This is a genomic window from Achromobacter sp. GD03932 (assembly GCF_029839485.1).
Lineage (GTDB): Bacteria > Pseudomonadota > Gammaproteobacteria > Burkholderiales > Burkholderiaceae_B > Achromobacter > Achromobacter bronchisepticus_A.
On sequence record NZ_JAOCAT010000003.1, the window covers coordinates 265762 to 283473 of the forward strand.

At 63.8% G+C, this 17712-nt stretch carries 16 protein-coding genes; 10 read left to right on the forward strand and 6 right to left on the reverse strand.

Going from position 1 to position 17712, the window contains the following annotated elements; translation table 11 throughout:
* Window positions 1-20 precede the first annotated feature (20 nt).
* Together N5C88_RS04560 and N5C88_RS04565 are read left to right on the forward strand one after the other, a co-directional pair.
* On the forward strand, window positions 21-746 hold the full coding sequence (locus tag N5C88_RS04560) for a polysaccharide deacetylase family protein (RefSeq protein ID WP_280014755.1): 726 nt from the start codon (window positions 21-23) through the stop codon (window positions 744-746).
* Window positions 721-1869 (forward strand): glycosyltransferase family 4 protein, encoded by a 1149-nt coding sequence (locus N5C88_RS04565; protein WP_280014756.1) that lies wholly within the window; start codon window positions 721-723, stop codon window positions 1867-1869. Before N5C88_RS04560 ends, N5C88_RS04565 begins: the two co-directional genes overlap by 26 nt.
* Window positions 1870-1899: 30 nt before the next feature.
* Here the strand turns inward: N5C88_RS04565 and N5C88_RS04570 are convergent, their stop codons facing one another.
* Genes N5C88_RS04570 through N5C88_RS04580 form a run of 3 tightly spaced genes read right to left on the reverse strand, consistent with a single transcriptional unit; the run spans window position 1900 to window position 3934 of the window.
* Window positions 1900-2190, reverse strand: a complete 291-nt coding sequence (locus N5C88_RS04570) for a YkgJ family cysteine cluster protein (protein WP_059380414.1) — start codon at window positions 2188-2190, stop codon at window positions 1900-1902.
* On the reverse strand, window positions 2181-2945 hold the full coding sequence (locus tag N5C88_RS04575; RefSeq protein WP_059380413.1) for a YdcF family protein: 765 nt from the start codon (window positions 2943-2945) through the stop codon (window positions 2181-2183). Before N5C88_RS04575 ends, N5C88_RS04570 begins: the two co-directional genes overlap by 10 nt.
* Before the next feature lie 20 nt (window positions 2946-2965).
* Window positions 2966-3934, reverse strand: a complete 969-nt coding sequence (locus N5C88_RS04580) for a glycosyltransferase family 9 protein (protein ID WP_118932251.1) — start codon at window positions 3932-3934, stop codon at window positions 2966-2968.
* Window positions 3935-4041: 107 nt separating this feature from the next.
* Here N5C88_RS04580 and msbA point away from each other — a divergent pair, with 107 nt between their 5' ends.
* The 4 genes from msbA to N5C88_RS04600 all read left to right on the forward strand — a co-directional run bounded on the left by msbA (window position 4042) and on the right by N5C88_RS04600 (window position 9750).
* Complete coding sequence (gene msbA, locus N5C88_RS04585; RefSeq protein WP_059380411.1) at window positions 4042-5817, forward strand: lipid A export permease/ATP-binding protein MsbA; 1776 nt, start codon at window positions 4042-4044, stop codon at window positions 5815-5817.
* Window positions 5818-5988: 171 nt separating this feature from the next.
* A complete protein-coding gene (locus N5C88_RS04590) occupies window positions 5989-7794 on the forward strand; it encodes a monovalent cation:proton antiporter-2 (CPA2) family protein (protein ID WP_118932252.1) in 1806 nt (601 codons plus the stop codon).
* A 223-nt stretch (window positions 7795-8017) separates the two neighbouring features.
* Window positions 8018-8146, forward strand: a complete 129-nt coding sequence (locus N5C88_RS04595; RefSeq protein ID WP_262422092.1) for a hypothetical protein — start codon at window positions 8018-8020, stop codon at window positions 8144-8146.
* Window positions 8147-8277: 131 nt separating this feature from the next.
* Window positions 8278-9750: a sensor domain-containing diguanylate cyclase gene (locus N5C88_RS04600; protein ID WP_165867816.1), complete on the forward strand. Its 1473-nt coding sequence runs from the start codon at window positions 8278-8280 to the stop codon at window positions 9748-9750.
* A 67-nt stretch (window positions 9751-9817) separates the two neighbouring features.
* Here N5C88_RS04600 and N5C88_RS04605 read toward each other — a convergent pair whose 3' ends face one another.
* Together N5C88_RS04605 and N5C88_RS04610 are read right to left on the reverse strand one after the other, a co-directional pair.
* Window positions 9818-10519, reverse strand: a complete 702-nt coding sequence (locus tag N5C88_RS04605; protein ID WP_118932254.1) for a DUF3053 domain-containing protein — start codon at window positions 10517-10519, stop codon at window positions 9818-9820.
* Between the two features lie 193 nt (window positions 10520-10712).
* Window positions 10713-11606: a LysR family transcriptional regulator gene (locus tag N5C88_RS04610; protein ID WP_118932255.1), complete on the reverse strand. Its 894-nt coding sequence runs from the start codon at window positions 11604-11606 to the stop codon at window positions 10713-10715.
* A gap of 219 nt (window positions 11607-11825) precedes the next feature.
* Here N5C88_RS04610 and N5C88_RS04615 point away from each other — a divergent pair, with 219 nt between their 5' ends.
* The 4 genes from N5C88_RS04615 to N5C88_RS04630 are packed head-to-tail and all read left to right on the forward strand — an operon-like array spanning window position 11826 to window position 15574.
* Window positions 11826-12365 carry a TRAP transporter small permease gene (locus N5C88_RS04615; RefSeq protein WP_280014758.1) on the forward strand — a complete coding sequence of 180 codons (540 nt, stop codon included), beginning with the start codon at window positions 11826-11828 and terminating at the stop codon, window positions 12363-12365.
* A complete protein-coding gene (locus N5C88_RS04620; protein WP_118932257.1) occupies window positions 12362-13633 on the forward strand; it encodes a TRAP transporter large permease in 1272 nt (423 codons plus the stop codon). Before N5C88_RS04615 ends, N5C88_RS04620 begins: the two co-directional genes overlap by 4 nt.
* A 56-nt stretch (window positions 13634-13689) precedes the next feature.
* On the forward strand, window positions 13690-14682 hold the full coding sequence (locus N5C88_RS04625) for a TRAP transporter substrate-binding protein (RefSeq protein ID WP_059380407.1): 993 nt from the start codon (window positions 13690-13692) through the stop codon (window positions 14680-14682).
* Window positions 14683-14740: 58 nt separating this feature from the next.
* Window positions 14741-15574 (forward strand): NAD(P)-dependent oxidoreductase, encoded by an 834-nt coding sequence (locus tag N5C88_RS04630; protein ID WP_118932259.1) that lies wholly within the window; start codon window positions 14741-14743, stop codon window positions 15572-15574.
* A 2-nt stretch (window positions 15575-15576) separates the two neighbouring features.
* Here N5C88_RS04630 and rng read toward each other — a convergent pair whose 3' ends face one another.
* On the reverse strand, window positions 15577-17040 hold the full coding sequence (rng, locus tag N5C88_RS04635) for a ribonuclease G (protein ID WP_059378637.1): 1464 nt from the start codon (window positions 17038-17040) through the stop codon (window positions 15577-15579).
* Between the last annotated feature and the right edge of the window lie 672 nt (window positions 17041-17712).

Genomic DNA, 17712 nt, shown 5'->3' on the forward strand with positions numbered 1-17712 from the left:
GGGCTTTATAATCTGTCCCTATGTCTATCCCCATACTCATGTACCACCAGATCGGCGAGCCCAATCCCAAGGGCACGCCGTTCCGCGGGCTGACGGTGCACCCCGACAGCTTTGCCCGGCAGATGCGCTGGATGCGCAGGCTGGGCTATCGCGGCTTGTCCATGCGCGACGTCATGCCCTATGTGCGCGGAGAGCGCCAGGGCAAGGTGTTCGGTCTCACGTTCGACGACGGCTACCGCAATGTGCACCATAACGCCATGCCGGTGCTGAGCGAACTGGGCTTCACCGCCACCAACTATTTCGTGGCGCACCAGTTCGATGGCGGCAATGTGTGGGACCTGGAAAAAGGCATACCCTTCTCGGCCCTGATGACCGTGAACGAGATGCGGGAATGGGCGCAGGCTGGCAACGAGGTCGGCTCGCACACGCTGGACCACGTTCATCTGCCGGAAATGACGCCCGACGAAGCCCGCCGCCAGATCGTCCAGTCCAAGGACGAACTGGAGCAGGCGCTGGGCGCGCCGGTCACGGCCTTCTGCTATCCCTATGGCGACCACGGCCCGGAGCATCGGGTCATGGCGCGCGAGGCTGGCTACGACAACGCCACGCTGACCCAGCGCGGCTTGGCGGCGGCCTCCGACGATCCCTTCGGACTGCCGCGGGTGACGGTGTCGCGTTCCACCAACATCATCCGTTTCCTGCAGAAGTGCCTGACCCGGTATGAAGACTCCCGCCGGCTCGCTTGAGCGGCGCCTGCGCATCGCGCTGCTGGTCGATCGCTTCGGCAATCGTTTCGGCGGCGCTGAAGCTTATGGCGTGGAGTTGATGCGGGTGCTGGGGCAGCGCCACGACGTCTCCGTGGTGGCGCGCGATTTCGACAGCGACCTGCCGTTCCCCTTCTTGCCCGTGCGCTTTCCAGGCTGGCTGCCCAGCTGGATGCGCGTGCTGTATTTCGCCTGGCGCGCCGACCGCCTGACCCGCGGCCGCTACGACATCGTGCATTCGCACATGAACGGCTGGGCGGGCGAGATCCAGGTCATGCACGTGACGCCGGTGCGCTACAACCGGCTGACCCGCGTCAAGCCGCTGCAACGCCTGACGGCCTGGCTCAGCCCGCGCCTGGCCACGTATCTGCTGCTGGAAAAGCTGCGCGTGCGCCCGGCGCCCGCGCGACGCGTGGTGGCGGTGTCCGGCCTCATCATGGACCAGCTGCACCGCAGCTACGGTCCGCAGCTGCCGGTGGACATCATCGCGCCCGGGGTCAAGCTGCCGACCGCGGCGCAAATGGAAGGCCGCGAGGCCACGCGCGCCAGCCTGGGGTGGGACGCCGACACCATCGGCTGCCTGCTGGTCGCTCGCAATCCCTTGCGCAAGGGATTGCCGGCGCTATTGGATGCGCTGGCGCAATTGCCGCCGCAATACCGGCTGTTGGTCGTGGGCGCGGACGAGCCGACTCGTGAACGCGTGCGCGCGGCGGGCGCCATCGCCAGCCGCGTCACGCTGATCGACCCCACGCCCGACGTCGCCCGCTACTTCAGCGCCGCCGACATCTACGCGCATCCGACGCTGAACGACAGCTACGGCATGGCGCCGCTGGAAGCCATGTCGCACGGACTGCCGGTCGTGGTGAGTTCGCCCGCTTACTGCGGCTTCGCGCAATACCTGGCGGCGGGCAAGGACGCGCTCATCCTGCAGGATCCGCGCGACGGCGCCCAATTGGCGCAGGCGCTGGAGCGGTTGGGCTCCGAACCCGCGTTGCGGGCGGCCCTGGCCGAACGGGGTCTTGAGATCGCGCGCGAGCAAAGCTGGGAAACGGTGGCGGCGCGCTACGAGGCGCTGTACGACCAGGTGCTGCAAGAACGCCGCTGAGGCAGGTCCAGGCGGCGTTGCGGCCTGGCGTCAATGGCCGGGCGCCGTCGCCCGTTCCAGTTCGCCCAGCCAGCGGATCGCATGTTCGCGGTCGGCGCCGCACATCTCGGCCTGAGGCTGCAGCCCGCCGCAGAAATCCGGGCGCGACGGCTGGCCGAAAATCGCGCAGCGCATGTCAGGCAGCAGCTGGATACAGGGCACGCCGGCGGGTTTGCCTTGCGGCATGCCGGGTATTGGCCGGGTGATCGACGGCGCGATGCAACAGGCGCCGCAGCCGGGCCGGCATTCCAGCGCGGCGGGCGCCTGCAGGTTCAGACCCATCCGCGCAGCCAGTAGATGAACAGGCCCGCGTATTCCTTGAGAATGGAGCGGCTGGCGTCATAGGCGCGCTGATTCGGGAGCCACAGGGGCACGGAGCCATCGGCGGGTTCCACGATCTGCGGCGGCGCGGGGGCGGCGATCGCCTCCACGCCCTGCTTGGAAAAGGCCGCCATCGCACGCGGCATATGCAACGCGGAAGTCACCAGCAGCACCTTGCCGATGCCGCGCGCCTTGAGCTGATCCTCGGTCAAGGCCGCGTTTTCATATGTGGTGCGGCTGGAGTTTTCCAGGATGAGCGCCGTGTCTGGCACGCCCTGCTGGCGGATGGCGTGCGCCATGCCGCGGGCTTCGCTGACGTCGCCTTCCAGCGCGCCGCCCGACAGCAGCACCTTGGGCGCGCGTCCGGCCAGATAAAGTTGCGCTGCCGTGTCGATCCGGACCACGGCGGTTTCCTTGTCATACGGCAGGAACCAGTTGGCGCGCCCGTTGGCGGTGTTGCCGCCCAGCACCACGATGGCGTCGGCGGTCGGGGATTGCGCTGGCGGCAGATGCGGATAGCGGTGTTCCAGCGCGCCGCCGGCCCAGATCGACGTCGCGGGCAGAGACCAAGCCAGCGACCACAAAAGGCCGGCGACGATGAGCGAACCGCCGGTCTTGCGGAGCCGGAACAGACCCAGCACCAGTCCGACGGCAACCAGGGTCAGGCTCAAGTTGTAAGGAATGATCAGATTTGTGAGATAGCTGGACAAGGGCATCTTGAAAAAAATCCTGATTACTACGTCTCGTCCAGCAGAAGGTTGGCTTGCTGTTCAACCTCTTCGCCAGACGGCCATGCATGCTCCGAGCCTACGCAGACGGCGCGCGGCGACCACGGACCGGTGCGTCCCGGACGCGTGACGCCGAACAGCGTCAGTTCGCTGGCGTTGGCGGCTGCGGCGACGTGCGAGACACCAGAATCGTTACAAATCACCAGCGCCGCCCGCGCCGTCAACGCTGCAAATGCGCCCAGGGACAGGGGAGGCAGCAGCATCGCCGTAGGGGCATTGCGCCGCGCTTCCTCGGTTTCGGCCGGAGGAGGGCACATTACCACGGTATGACCGCGGGCCTGCAAGGCCCTGGTAAGTGTATCGAATCCCGGCCAGACCTTGATCTTGCCCTTGTGCAGACCCGTGGCCGTGGGCGCGATCAGCACGAAACGCTGGCCTGCCAGCCCGGCGGCTTCCAGCGCCAGATCGGCGGCGCTCTGGTGGGCGGACGTCAGCGGCAGGTCCAGGGTCGGACCGGGTTCGGCCGGGCCGCTGGGCAGGCCCCAGCGGGTCAGGGCTTCGCGGGTCAGGTGATGCCAGGACTGGACCGCGTGCAGCGAGTCGCCGGGTTTGGCAACGGGCCAGCGCAACAGGAAGCTGCGGCCGTCGTCGCGATAGCCGGCCGAGGGCAGTCCCGCCAGCCGGAACACCAGCGCGCTGGACAGCGAGTCCGGCAGCAGCAGTCCGCGGGCGCGGCGCCCCTGGGCGCCCAGGCTGCGGCGGTGGGCGCTGACCGCTGCCCGGTCCGGGCCGACCTTGCCGCGCATGGGGATGAAATCCTGCTTGGCCACGCCGTCCAGCAGGTCGCGGGCCCAGGGGCGGGCGCAAATCACCAGGGGCAGGCCGCTGGCGTGCAGGGCGCGCAGGCTGGGCAGGCTCATGCAAACATCGCCCACCCAATTGGGCAAGCGGACGTACAGGCAGCTGATATCGGACATGGAAGGGCGCTGGGCGCGTTAAGGCTGAAGGGGACATGGCCCGGGCGGCGACTTGTCGCGCAGCCGGTACAATTCTGGCCACAATTGTATAAAAGCGAGTGATTCCTTTGAATTCTGCCGCACGCAACGCGCCCGCGAGTTCCCAACCCGTCAAAGCCGAACTCTGGAGTCGGATCTACAGCCGCGTGGGCTCCTACTGGAAGGGATTGTTGCTTGCCGTCCTGCTGATGGCCGGCGCGGCCGCCACGCAGCCCGTCCTGGCAGTCATCATGAAGCCCTTGCTGGACGGCGGCTTTTCGGGCGCCAAGCCGTATTACGTCTGGGCGCTGCCGCTGGCAGTGGTTGGCCTGATCCTGCTGCGCGGCATCTGCAACTTCTTCAGCGATTACCTGCTGGCCTGGGTGGCCAACAACGTGCTGCTGGGCATGCGCAAGGATATGTTCGAGCGCCTCCTGGGCCTGCCCGACGCCGACTTCAAGCAGGGCGATACCGGCCGCCTGCTCAACCGCTTCACCATCGATGCCGGCAACGTCACGGGCTACGCCACCGACGTCATCACGGTGCTGGTGCGCGAAACCCTGGTCGTCGTCGCGCTGATCTGCGTGCTGCTGTACATGTCCTGGGTGCTGACGCTGATCATCCTGATCATGCTGCCGGTGTCGGTGCTGATCTCGCGCTTCTTCATCAAGCGCCTGCGCCGCATCAACCGCGAAACCGTCAACATGAACGCCGAACTGACCCGCGTGGTCGGCGAAGGCATCGACGGCCAGCGCGTCATCAAGCTGTTCGACGGCTATGAAGTCGAACGCGGCCGCTTCGATTTCGTCAGCCGCCGCCTGCGCCGCTTCGCCATGCGCACGGCCACGGCCGATGCCGCCCTGACGCCGCTGACCCAGGTCTGCATTTCCATCTCGGTTGGCGCGGTCATCGCCGTGGCGCTCAGCCAGGCCAACCACGGCGCCCTGACCGTGGGCAGCTTCGCCTCCTTCATGGCGGCGCTGGCTCAGATTTTCGACCCCATCAAGCGCCTGACCAACGTCGCCGCCCGCATGCAGAAGATGCTGGTGTCGGCCGAAAGCGTGTTCACGCTGATCGACCAGGTACCCGAAAAAGATACCGGCACCAAGGAACTGGCCGAGCCCGTGCGCGGCAAGGTCGAATTCCGCAGCGTCTCCCATCGTTTCCCCGATGCCGACCGCGATACCGTCAACGGCATTTCCTTCACTGTGGAGCCCGGCCAGACCGTGGCCCTGGTAGGACGTTCGGGCAGCGGCAAGACCACCCTGGTCAACATGCTGCCGCGCTTTGTGCTGGCCGATAGCGGTTCCATCCTGGTGGACGACACGCCGATCGACGAGCTGACGCTGCGCAGCCTGCGCTCGCATCTGTCGCTGGTGAGCCAGGACGTGGTGCTGTTCGACGACACCATCGCAGCCAACGTCGGCTACGGCGCGTTGGGCAAGTCGAGCGAGCAGAAGGTGCGCGATGCGCTGGCGGCCGCCAATCTGCTGGAATTCGTCGAGGGTCTGCCGCAGGGACTCAATACGCCGGTGGGCGAGAACGCCGCCCGCCTGTCCGGCGGCCAGCGCCAGCGCCTGGCGATCGCCCGCGCGCTGATCAAGAACGCGCCCATCCTGATCCTGGACGAAGCCACTTCCGCGCTCGATAACGAATCCGAGCGCCAGGTCCAGGCCTCGCTGGAGCGCCTGATGAAGGGCCGGACCACGCTGGTCATCGCCCACCGCCTGTCCACCGTGCAGAATGCCGACCGCATCATCGTGCTGGATGCCGGCAAGATCGTCGAGCAAGGCCCGCACGCCGAGCTGCTGGCCGCCAACGGCCTGTACGCCTCGCTCTACAAGATGCAATTCCGCGACGACTGACCGGCCAGCCGCCTGGCCTGGCGGTTGTTCGTTCCTGTCGCATTTCCGGATTGCCAAGCGTCCGGATTGCCGGAAAATGGAGCCGGGCCTGCCGGCAGGCCCGGTCCCCGTCCGCTGCGGGCGGGGCGGCGCCCCGAGGCGCTTTGGTCCGCCGTGCATCTGGAGCGCCCCATGTCCCTGCCTGCCGAAGGCAATCAGCTAGTCAATGTCGTCGTCCTGCTGGGGGCTGCGGTCGTCGCGGTTCCCCTGTTCAAGCGCCTGGGGTTGGGATCCGTCCTGGGATACCTGGCCGCCGGCCTGGTGATCGGCCCCTTCGGCCTGGGCCTGTTCTCCGATCCCAAATCCATCCTGCACGTGGCCGAACTGGGCGTGGTGATGTTCCTGTTCATCATCGGCCTGGAAATGCAGCCCTCCCGGCTGTGGAAGCTGCGCGGCGAGATCTTCGGCCTGGGCGTCGCACAGGTGCTGGCCTGCGGCGGCCTGCTGACGGTGGTCGGCCTGCTGGCGGGGCTGTCGGGTCCGGCGGCTTTCATGGCCGCGATGGGTTTCGTGCTGTCGTCCACCGCCATCGTCATGCAGATACTGGGCGAACGCGGCGACACCGCCAGCGCGCAGGGCCAGCGCATCGTCTCGATCCTGCTGCTGGAAGACCTGGCCATCGTGCCGCTGCTGGCCCTGGCGACCCTGCTGGCGCCGGCTGGCAATTCCAGCCATGGCGATCCGTGGATACAGTCGGCCATCGCGGTGGCGTGCATCCTGGCATTGCTGGCCGCCGGCCGCTGGCTGCTCAACCCGCTGTTTCGCCTGCTGGCCGCCGCGCATGCGCGCGAGGTCATGACGGCAGCCGCCTTGCTGGTGGTGTTGGGCGCGGCGCTGCTGATGGAATTGGGCGGCCTGTCGATGGCGATGGGCGCCTTCCTGGCAGGCGTGCTGCTGTCCGAATCCACCTTCCGCCATCAGCTGGAGGCCGAAGTCGAGCCGTTCCGCGGCATATTGCTGGGCCTGTTCTTCCTGGGCGTGGGCATGTCGCTGGACCTGTCGGCGGTGGCCCGCGAATGGCCGCTGATCCTGGCCGCGGTGGCGGTGTTCATGCTGGTGAAATCGGTGGGCGTGTACGTGGTGGCGCGGGTGCTGCGCGCGACGCATGCCGAGGCCATGACCCGCGCGGCCCTGCTGGCGCAGGGCGGTGAATTCGCTTTCGTGCTGTACGGGGCGGCAGCCGCCGCCGGCATCTTCGATGCCCACACCGGCGCCGTGCTGACTGCAGTCGTTATCATTTCCATGGCGCTCACGCCGCTGTGCGTGCTGGCGTTGCGCTGGCTTCTGCCCAAGCCGCAGCCTTCGATGGAAGACGTGGATGTGGCCAAGGATCTGGAGGGCTGCGCCCTCATCGTGGGCTTCGGGCGTTTTGGCCAGATCGTGACCCAGGCGATGCTGGCTCGCGACCTGACGGTCTCCATCCTGGATACCGACACCGACGCGATCCGGGCAGCGGCCAAATGGGGCGTCAAGGTCTATTACGGCGACGGCACGCGCATCGACATGCTGCGCACCGCCGGCGCGGAAAATGCCTGCGCCATCCTGATCTGCATCGACGACCCCAAGGCGGTCAACCACATGGTCAAGCTGATCAAGGCCGAATTCCCGCTGATACGGGTGGTGGTGCGCGCATACGACCGTATCCATTCGTTGGCGCTGGCCAAGGAAGGGGTCGACTACCAGGTGCGCGAAACCCTGGAATCGGCGCTGGCCTTTGGCGAGGCCGCGCTGCGCGTGATCGGCGTGCCACCCGATGAAGCCGCCGAGGTGGTGCAGGATGTGCGCAGGCGCGACACCGAGCGTTTCGACCTGGAGGTGGCCGGCGGGCTGTTCGCCGGCCGCTCGCTGCTTTACGGCAATATGACCAGCGCCCCGGACGGCCGCAACGACCAGCCCGACCGGGAAGCCGAGAGCGCCGCGCCCAGCCCGTCGGTGTAATAGACTATTTCCTGATCGTTGCATTACTTTTCGCATCATTTCACGCGCAGGCGCTGGTGGCTGAGGTAGATTTATCCGCACTGACTCGTCATCCATGACGAGCATTTGCCAGGGGGCTGCCATGCTGCAATCGGATCGGATTTCCACGACACCGCACGCTGTTGGAGTAGAACTGGCCCGGCGGCAGGCCCGGGCCTTGCGATGCGGATTTTCGGCGGGCTCCATGCGCCAATTGGTGTCGCACACGGGCGGAACCGGCCCGGCATGGTCGATCGGCGCGCACCGCGAAACCGACAGGGCCAAGGGCGCCAAGGCCTTTCCCTTCCGCATCGCGGCGGTCGCGGCGACCTGAGGAAGCTGCGGCGCTGGGGTTTTTTAGGGGCGGATCTTGCGCGGCTTGTCCGGCGGCGGCATCATCTGCGGCGTAAATCTCTGCCGGAATGATCCGCGTCCCCCGGACGTCCCCGGCGTAGGAGCGCCGTATTGAAGTCTCGCGGGTTTGTGCAACGCGCCCTGTATGCGTTGGCGGTGCTCGTCGCAATCGGCATCTGCGCGGCCGCGGTCGCGCTGCTCTGGATCGACCGCCGCGCCACCTGGGACGCCGCCCACGCTTCGGCGCGCAACATCACCGGCGTGCTGTCCGCGGACATCAGCCGCACCCTGCATGTCTACGACCTGTCGCTGCAGGGCATGGCCGAACGCCTGCGCGAACCGGGCCTGGCTCAGCTGGCGCCTGAAACCCAGCATCGCTTCCTGTTCGACCGGCCATCCACCGCCGAATACCTGGGCGCCGTCGTGGTGCTGGATAAGGACGGCAATATCCGTTACCACTCCGGGGATCTGGATGCGCCGGATGTGAGTTTCGCCGACCGGGATTTCTTCCAGGTGCATCGCGATGCCGACGACGTCGGCATGTATGTCAGCAAACCCTACCGCAGCCGCCTGCGCGGTGGCGACGAGAGCATCGCCATCAGCCGGCGCCTGTCCAATCCGGACGGCAGCTTCGCCGGCGTGGTGGGCGGTTCGCTGCGCCTGGCCTATTTCCGCGACCGCTTTGCCGCGCTGTCGATCGGCGAGCGCGACGAAATAAGCGTCTTCCGCAACGATGGCCTGGTGTTGTTGCGCGCCCCATATTCCCTGAACGACCTGGGCAGCGACATCGGCATGGCGCTGGATTTCCAGCAATTCCTGATCCGCCGCGAAGGCTCGTTCGTCGGCGCGCTGTCTCCAGACGGCGTGAACCGCTACTACACCTTCGCCAGCATCGAGGACACGCCGCTCATCATCGACGTGGCCATGGACGTGGACGAGCTGATGGAGCCCTGGGACCGCCGCGCGCTCTTCATCATCCTGGTCACTACGGCGCTGCTGCTGTCGGTCGTGGCGCTGATCGTGCTGTTCAGGCGCGAGATGATCCTGCGCAAGGCGGTCGAGACGCAGCTGGCGATACAGGCGCGCACGGACGGGCTCACCGGCCTGGCCAACCGGCGCGCGTTCGACGAAACGCTGGAGCGCGAATGGCAGAATGCGCGCCGCGAGCGCGTGCCGCTATCGCTGCTGTTCCTGGATGCCGACCATTTCAAGCGCTACAACGACCGCTACGGCCACCAGCAGGGAGACCAACTGCTGGCGACGCTGGCGCGCGTGCTCAAGAAAAAGGCCCGGCGTCCACGCGACCTGGCGGCGCGCTATGGCGGCGAGGAATTCGTCGTGCTGCTGCCCAATACCAGCCGCCAGCGCGCCGCGGAGATCGCGGAGAGCATCCGGCGGGCGGTTGCCGGCCTGAAGGTGCCGCACGCGGACGCCGCCGCCGGCATCGTCACCATCAGCGTCGGGGTCGCGACCGCTGTGCCGCAGGGCGACGATACGGTCGCCGGCCTGGTGGAGGCGGCCGACGAGGCCGTCTACCAGGCCAAGGAGTCAGGCCGCAATCGCGTGGCAATGGCCGGGTCTTGATCCGGCGCTGAATGAAAAAGCCCCGCCGCGCTCATCGCGCGGCGGGGCTTTTTCGATCCTGCGTGGCTTAGCGGCCGACCATGACGGCCTGCATGCGCGTTTGCGCCTGTTGCACGTTCTTGGCTTGCGCGTTCAGGTCCTGCAGCAGCTTGTTCAGCTCGGCTTGCACGGCCGGATCCTGTACCTTGACGATGGGACCGGAAATGTCGATCTGCGCGGCATGCGCGGCAACGTAGTCGGCGATCTTCAGGCTGCTGTCGAAGGTTGCGTTCAGCTGCGGCAGCACGTCGCGGAAGGTGTCGGCTGGCAGGCTCACGGTCTTCTCGTAGGCCTTGTCGTACACCGCCTTCAGGTCTTCCGGCTGCTTGAGCTGAGCGCGCGCGGCGTCGGCCTTGGCCTGCTGTTCCTTCAACGCCGCGCCCATTTCATTGAGCGAGGTTTGCACGGTCTTGAGGTCGTCGCGACGCGTCACGATATCGTTCAGCGAACGCATGGAGCCTTTCTGCATGATGCCCGACAAGGGCTTCACCGAAGCATCCATGCCCGCATTGAAGTCGGTGATCACCGCATATTGCGCGGCGTAGTCGCCGAAGGACTTCTTCTCTTCATCCGTCAACTGCGGGACGCGCACGCCGGGCTTGTCGACGATGCGGGTCTGCAGGAACTGCGTGAACGCGGCACGCTGTTCGGGTTCCTTGTTGCCGCAAGCGGCCAGCATCAACGGCAGCGCTGCGGCCAAGACGAGGAACGGACGGAATAGGGACTTCATCGCATCGAACTCCTAAAAGCGAAAGAAAGAAATTTTCAGGGTATACCCTGAAGGCGCCCGCAGCTTATCGGGTCGCCTTCCTTGCCGCCATCGCTTTCAGAATTGTTTGCAATCGAATCTTTAAGACACAAAATCCACACATAATGAAGTGAAGTCGCGCCCGCTACCTGTTACGCGTGCGCGCGTGTTCCAGTTATTCCTGGACGGCGATTTCCCGCAATGCCGCGGTCAGCAGTTCCGCCGACCGCGACAGCGAGCGGCCCGCGCGCCGCAGGATGCCGATGTGCCGATATAACGGCGGACTGCTGATGGAAACGCAACGCAGGCGGTTGGTATCGCCTTCGCGGGCAGCCAGTTCAGAAAGAATGGCGACGCCCAATCCTTGCGCCGCCATCGCCAGCACGGTCGAGTTGTAGACGACCTCATAGGCCGCCGGCAGCGAGATTTTCAATTTGTCGGCTGCCGCCTCGATATGCGTGCGGATGCTGCTCTCCCGCACCGGCAATATCAACGGATGCTCGGCCAGATCCTTGAGCGTCACGGTGTCCGGCGCGGCCCAGGGATAGTCATGCGCCATGTAGGCGCAAAAGCGGTCGGTCACCAGTTGCTCCCAGACCAGCTCCTGATCGCGCTTGATCGGACTGCCGATACCAAAATCGACCTCGCCGCTGCGCGTCATGTCGTTGACGCGGGAGGCCACGGTGTCCCGCACGCAGACGGTGATCCGCGGGTAGTCGCGGTTCAGCCTGTGGATCGCCTGCGGCAAGAGGCCGGCGGCCAGGGAGGGCAGCACGGCAACGGTCACCGTGCCGCGTTCCCGGTCGCTGGTGTCGCGGGCCTGGGTCACCAGGTCTTCGATTTCAACCACCAGTTTTTCGATCCTCGGATAGAGCTCCTGGCCCCGCGGCGTCAGGCTGACGCTGCGGTGGTTGCGGTCGAACAGCCGCGTGCGCAGATGGGACTCGAGCTGCTGGATCTGTATGGTCAGCGCCGACTGCGAAATATTCAGTTCGTGAGCCGTCCTGGTGAAGTTGCCTAAACGCGCGATCGTGAGGAAAGCGCGTAACTGCTTGAGATCACTCAACATTATCGAAACTCCGAATCAAGACGCGAGGGCACTACGATCGTTTTTTTTGAAAAGAATGTTCCGTTATTTGAATTTTACGAATCGCATGCCGCTGAGTATATTTCCTATCGAACGCCTGGCTCAAAAAGGCGGCGAATAAATAAATGAGACAAAGAGGGAGGGCTCAGCATGGCCGGGTATTGTGCCTCACACCAGAGGCTTCAAACGCTGCAGCGAATAATGGATTCGATAAATGCCGCGGCTGAAAAGTGCGCCGGACTGTTTCTTATAGGAATGGTCCTGGCGATTTCAATTTCTGTATTTGTACGGCTGCTTTACACCTATACCGGCATTCCATTTTCCACGCCCTGGGCGGAAGAATTGGGCCGTTTCATGATGGTCGGCAGCGTCTTCATTGGCGGCGCGGTCGCCACCTACCGCCTGCGCCTGATCGGCGTCGATGCCTTCATCGGCATGGTGCCTGAGTCGGTCGCGCGCTGGCTGCGCGTTGTCGCCCATATCCTGACCTTGATGCTGGCCGTGCTGCTGGCCTGGAAGTCGATCAGATTGATCGAGCTTGGCATGAGGCAGACGTCGCCCGCGATGGAAATGCCCATGGCGTACATCTATGTGTTCATGTTCATCGGTTGTGTGCTGATGAGCCTGAATACCTTCGCGCATGTCGTCAAGGAATTGATGAGTGTCGAAGCATCGCAGCCGGTCGGAGAGACGGAAAGAGCCGCCGCCGCCATGCAAAATAGTGAAGGAGGGGCGCTGTGATCCCGGTTCTGTTCTTATCGTTTACGGCGATCCTGATAATCGGCGCGCCCATCGTCACCGCCTTGGGCATGTCCGCCGCGTTTGCCCTGCAGGCGGGCGACCGCTCGCTGCTGATCGTGGCCCAGATGGCGTTTCAGTCGCTCGATTCGTTCAGCCTGATGGCCGTTCCATTCTTCATCCTGGCCGGGCATCTGATGTCCTCGGGCGGTGTCGCTGCCCGGCTGGTGCAACTGGCCAATGCCTTCGTCGGCTGGATCCGCGGCGGGCTGGGTGCGGTCGCGGTGCTGACCTCGCTGCTGTTTGCGACGGTTTCGGGTTCCTCGTCCGCAACTACCGCCGCGATCGGCTCCGTGCTGATCCCGGAAATGGAAAAGAAGGGCTACCCCAGGTCGTTCGCGGCTTCCATTGCCGCATCCTCCGGCGAGCTGGGGGCGATCATCCCGCCCTCGATCCCCATGATCGTGTATGCGCTGACGGCGAACGTGTCGGTCGGCTCGCTATTTCTCGCGGGCATCCTGCCGGGTCTGCTGATCACCGTGTCGCTGATCCTTACGGTCTGCCTGGTTGCCCGTTTCCAGGGCTTTGACGCAGTCACCGCGGTGAGCTTCACCGGATGGCTCAAGGGTGTCCTGGTCGCCCTGAAGGATGCGACGCTGGCGTTGATGATGCCGGTCATCATCCTGGGCGGGATCTACGGCGGGTTGTTTACCGCGACGGAAGCCTCCTGCATCGCCGTGTTGTACGGCCTCGCGCTTGGGCTGTTCGTCTACAAGGAAATAACGGTCAAGGATCTGCTCGGTATTTTCGCGCGCTCCGCGGTGATGTCCTCCATCATCCTGCTGATCGTGGCGTTCGCGGCCGTGTTCGCCTACCTGCTGACGATCAATCAGGTGCCGCAGCAGGTCGCTGCGATGCTCGGGTCGGTGACGACCAATCCGATCGTGTTCCTGCTGCTGGTGAACGTCATGCTGTTCCTGGTCGGCATGTTCATCGAGGCATTGGCGGCGATCCTCATCATCGTGCCCATCCTGGCGCCCATCAGCGTCACCTTCGGCATCGATCCCATCCACTTCGGCATGATCGTCATCACCAACCTGGCGGTCGGCATGGTGACGCCTCCGGTCGGCGTGAACCTGTTCGTGGTGTGCGAAGTCGCCCAGTTGAAAATGCACCAGTTGGCGAAGTATCTGGTCATTTTCCTCGCCGTCCTGGTGCTCGATGTCCTGATTATTTCTTACGTGCCCGCCATTAGTACCTTTTTCTTATAAGAACTAAATCGGCTGCCCGAGGACAGCGTCCTGTGGGTGGCTGGAAAACCGAGGAGATGGAAGTGAAGCTATTCAAGAAGATGTTTGGCGCCGGCGTCCTGAGCGCACTCATGTTTGCCACGCCGTCGCATGCGCTGAACATGGACGTCGGGCATACGCTCACGACGGACAGCCCGTTCCACGTAGGCGCGCAGAAATTCGCCGAAGTGCTGAAGGCGAAGTCGAACGGGAAAATCACGATTTCCGTGTTTCCGCATTCGCAGCTGGGCGGCGAACTGACCATGATCCAGGGCGCGGTGGCCGGGGCTACCGACCTGGTCATCACGGGCCAACCGACCTTGAACGGTATCGTCAAGGAATTCCTGGTCTTTGACTCGCCGTTCCTGTTCGACAGCGTCGACCAGGCCAACCAGATCCTCAACGGGCCGGCTGGCGACAAATTCATGGAAGTCCTGCCCAAGTACGGCCTGGTTGGCCTGGGCTGGTTTTCGGCGATCGAACGCAACGTTTTCGGCAACCGGCCCGTCAATTCGGCCGAAGACCTGAAAGGCATGAAGATCCGCGTCATCCAGTCGCCGGGCTATGTCGAAAGCTACAAGGCCCTGGGGGCGCAAGCCACTCCCATGGCCTATTCGGAACTGTATCTGGCCCTGCAGCAGAAGGTGCTCGATGGCGGCGAGACGACGCCGGACCAGTTCGTCTCGGATAAATTCATCGAAGTCTCCAAGTACTTCAACATGACGCACGTCAATATCCATCCAGCGCTGCTGCTCATGTCCAAGGACCGCTGGGACCGCTTCTCGCCCGCGGAACAGAAAATGATCAAGGAGTCGGCGGACGAGGCCATGGCCTATGCGCGCGACTATTACAAGAAGGTCTACGACGAGGGTATGAAAACGATGGAGCAAAAGGGCGTGTCCATCGTCTATCCCAGCAATCTCGATTCCATGGTGCAGGCCACGCGGCCGGTCGTGAAAAAGCTCGTCGGCGAAGCGCCCAATGGCCAGGCGCTTTATGACGCGCTGATCGCCGCCAAGCAGAAGCAGTAACCGGCGCAAACGGCATCGGCCCCGGCGCTTTCCTATTCAAGAGAAACTGGACAGATTGATGACACCCTTCAACCAACCCGAAAACCTGCGCGTGTTGATTACCGGAGCGGCCGGAAACATAGGCCTTTGCCTGCGCACGCATCTGCGCGGCCGGTACGCCTTGCTGCGCTTGGCGGACATCGCACCGCAGGAACCGGCGCAGGCCGGCGAGGAAATCTGCGCGATGGACGTCCGGGACATCGAGTCCCTGGAGCGCTGCATGGAGGGTATTGACTGCGTCATCCATCTGGCCGGTATCCCCGGCGCCGATGTCTGGGAAAAAATCCTGCCCATGAATATCGAGGGTTGCTACAACGTATTCGAGGCGGCCCGGCGTCAGAACGTGCGCCGGGTGGTCTTTGCCAGCTCGAATCACGCTATCGGCTATCACCGCCGGGAAAAATTCCTCGATGACACCGTGCAGCCCCGGCCCGACTCGCTGTATGGCGTCTCGAAGGTGTTCGGCGAGGCCCTGGGCCGGATGTACGCCGACAAGTACGGCATGTCAGTCGCCTGCCTGCGGATCGGGACGTTCCGTACGCCCGACCGCCCGAGCGAGGCCCGCCAGCTGTTGACCTGGATCAGCCACCGCGACATGGCGCAATTGACGGCGCGCTGCGTCGAACACGCGTCCTACCATTTTACGGTGGTCTACGGGGTGTCGAACAACCTGCGCAACCGCTGGGACAATTCCAACGCGAAATTCCTGGGCTATGCGCCGCAGGACGATTCCGAGGTGTTCGCCCCGGAAATCCTGGCTCAAAACATCCCCGAGGATCCCATCGCCGCCCAGTTCCATGGGGGCTTTTATTGCCCCTTGGAATTCGTCGGAACCACGGACAGGATTTCCTGAAATCAGACCAGGATGATGTCGTACTGTTCTTGAGAGTACGCGCCTTCCACTTCCAGCGAAATGCGCTTGCCCACGAAGTCGCCCAGCATCGCCAGATGCTGGCTTTCTTCTTCGAGGAACAGGTCGACCACCTCTTGCGAGGCGAGGATGCGGAATTCCTTGGGATTGAATTGCCGCGCCTCGCGCAGGATTTCGCGCAGGATTTCATAGCAGACGGTGCGCGGCGTGCGCACGTTGCCCCGCGCCTCGCACATGGGGCAGGGCTCGCACAACTGATGCGCCAGCGAGTCGCGGGTGCGCTTGCGCGTCATTTCCACCAGGCCCAGCTGCGTAAAGCCGTTGACGGTCATGCGGGTGCGGTCGCGCGACAGCGCCTTCTTCAGTTCGGCCAGCACCGTTTCGCGGTGTTCCTGTTCCTCCATGTCGATGAAGTCCAGGATGACGATGCCGCCCAGGTTGCGCAGCCGCAGCTGGCGCGCGATGGCCTGGGCCGCTTCCAGGTTGGTCTTGAAGATGGTGTCATCGAAATTGCGGCCGCCCACGAAACCGCCGGTATTGACGTCGACCGTGGTCAGCGCCTCGGTCTGGTCGATGATCAGATAGCCGCCCGACTTCAGGTCCACCCGTCGAGATAGCGCCCGGGCAATCTCATCGTCCACGTTGGCGGTGTCGAACAGGGGGCGCTCCCCGCTGTAGTGCTGGATGCGGCCCACGACCGAGGGCGTATAGATGCGCGCCCATTCCAGCATCGCGGCGCTGGTCGTGCGGGAATCCACAAGAATGGTGCCGGTGTTCGGGCCCACCATGTCGCGCAGCACGCGCTGCGCCAGGGTCAGATCCTGGTGCAGCAGGGCGGGGGCGGGCTGGGTGCGAGCCGCCGCCTGGACGCTGGTCCACAGTTTGCGCAGATACTCCAGGTCGGCAGTCAGTTCCTCGTCGTTGGCGCCTTCGGCCTGTGTGCGGACGATGAAGCCGCCTTTTTCCTCTGCCGGCATCAAGGCCTGCAGGCGTTCGCGCAGCTGGATGCGCTCGGATTCGTCGTCGATCTTCTGTGAAATGCCGATATGCGGATCGTGGGGCAGGTAAACCAGCATCCGGCCGGCCATGCTGATCTGGGTGGAAAGCCGTGCGCCCTTGGTGCCCAGGGGATCCTTGACCACCTGAACCATGATGGTCTGTCCCTCGAATAACAGCTTTTCGATCGGAGTGGGAGTCAGTCCCTGGCTTCTTTCACCGCGGTTCTCGCGCAGGTCGGCAATGTGAATGAAAGCGGCACGCTCCAGTCCGATATCGATGAAGGCGCTCTGCATGCCCGGCAGTACGCGGACCACCCGCCCCAGATAAATATTACCGACATGGCCCCGCTGGATGCTGCGTTCCACGTGCAGCTCCTGTACCGAACCTTGTTCCACCAGCGCAACGCGGGTTTCGAAGGGGGTGACATTGATCAGGATATCTTCGCTCAGGGCGATGGCTGGGGGCATAGCGTGTTCGTCTCCAGTAAGGTGCGGCGTACAGGCGAATAGTAAACGTAGGGCAAGGTGGACGAGACAACTATCTATATGGGGCAACCGCGGGAATCACCACTATATATAGGGGAGAGGCGGCGATGGCAGCGGTGCAGGTCCACGGGTTCGCCGTTTTGCGCCACGCGAAAAAACTGTGCTATAGTCTCGCTCCTTCGCAGTTCGGACAGTTCTGAAACGCGAAGCCAAGCAAGCACAACAGGTCGGGCAAGAAGATTCGAGCCAGGCCTGCCGCAAAGCAGTCAGAAATGAACGCCGCGCGGTTATTGCAAGGATTGCAGCAAGTTAGGCAAAAGCCGGTTGCGCAATCTGCAAAAATCGTGTTATAGTCTTGGGCTTGGCAGTTGCCGAAAACTTAGGGTTAACCCTGATATTTCGATAGCTGCTAAGAGAGGCGGGCCTGAAGGGGTCGCAAGCAAGAAAGCGAAACGCAGTATGTGACGCTGACTTGACAAGCGAAAAAAACTTCTTCATAATCTCGTTTCTCTGCTGCAAACAACGCGGCGCCAGCGAAAGCGGCGTAGCAAAGCGAGCAGGCAGTAAGTAGTACAGAATTTAGCAATACCGCTCTTTAACAATTAAACAACCGATAAGTGTGGGCGCTTGGTGCGG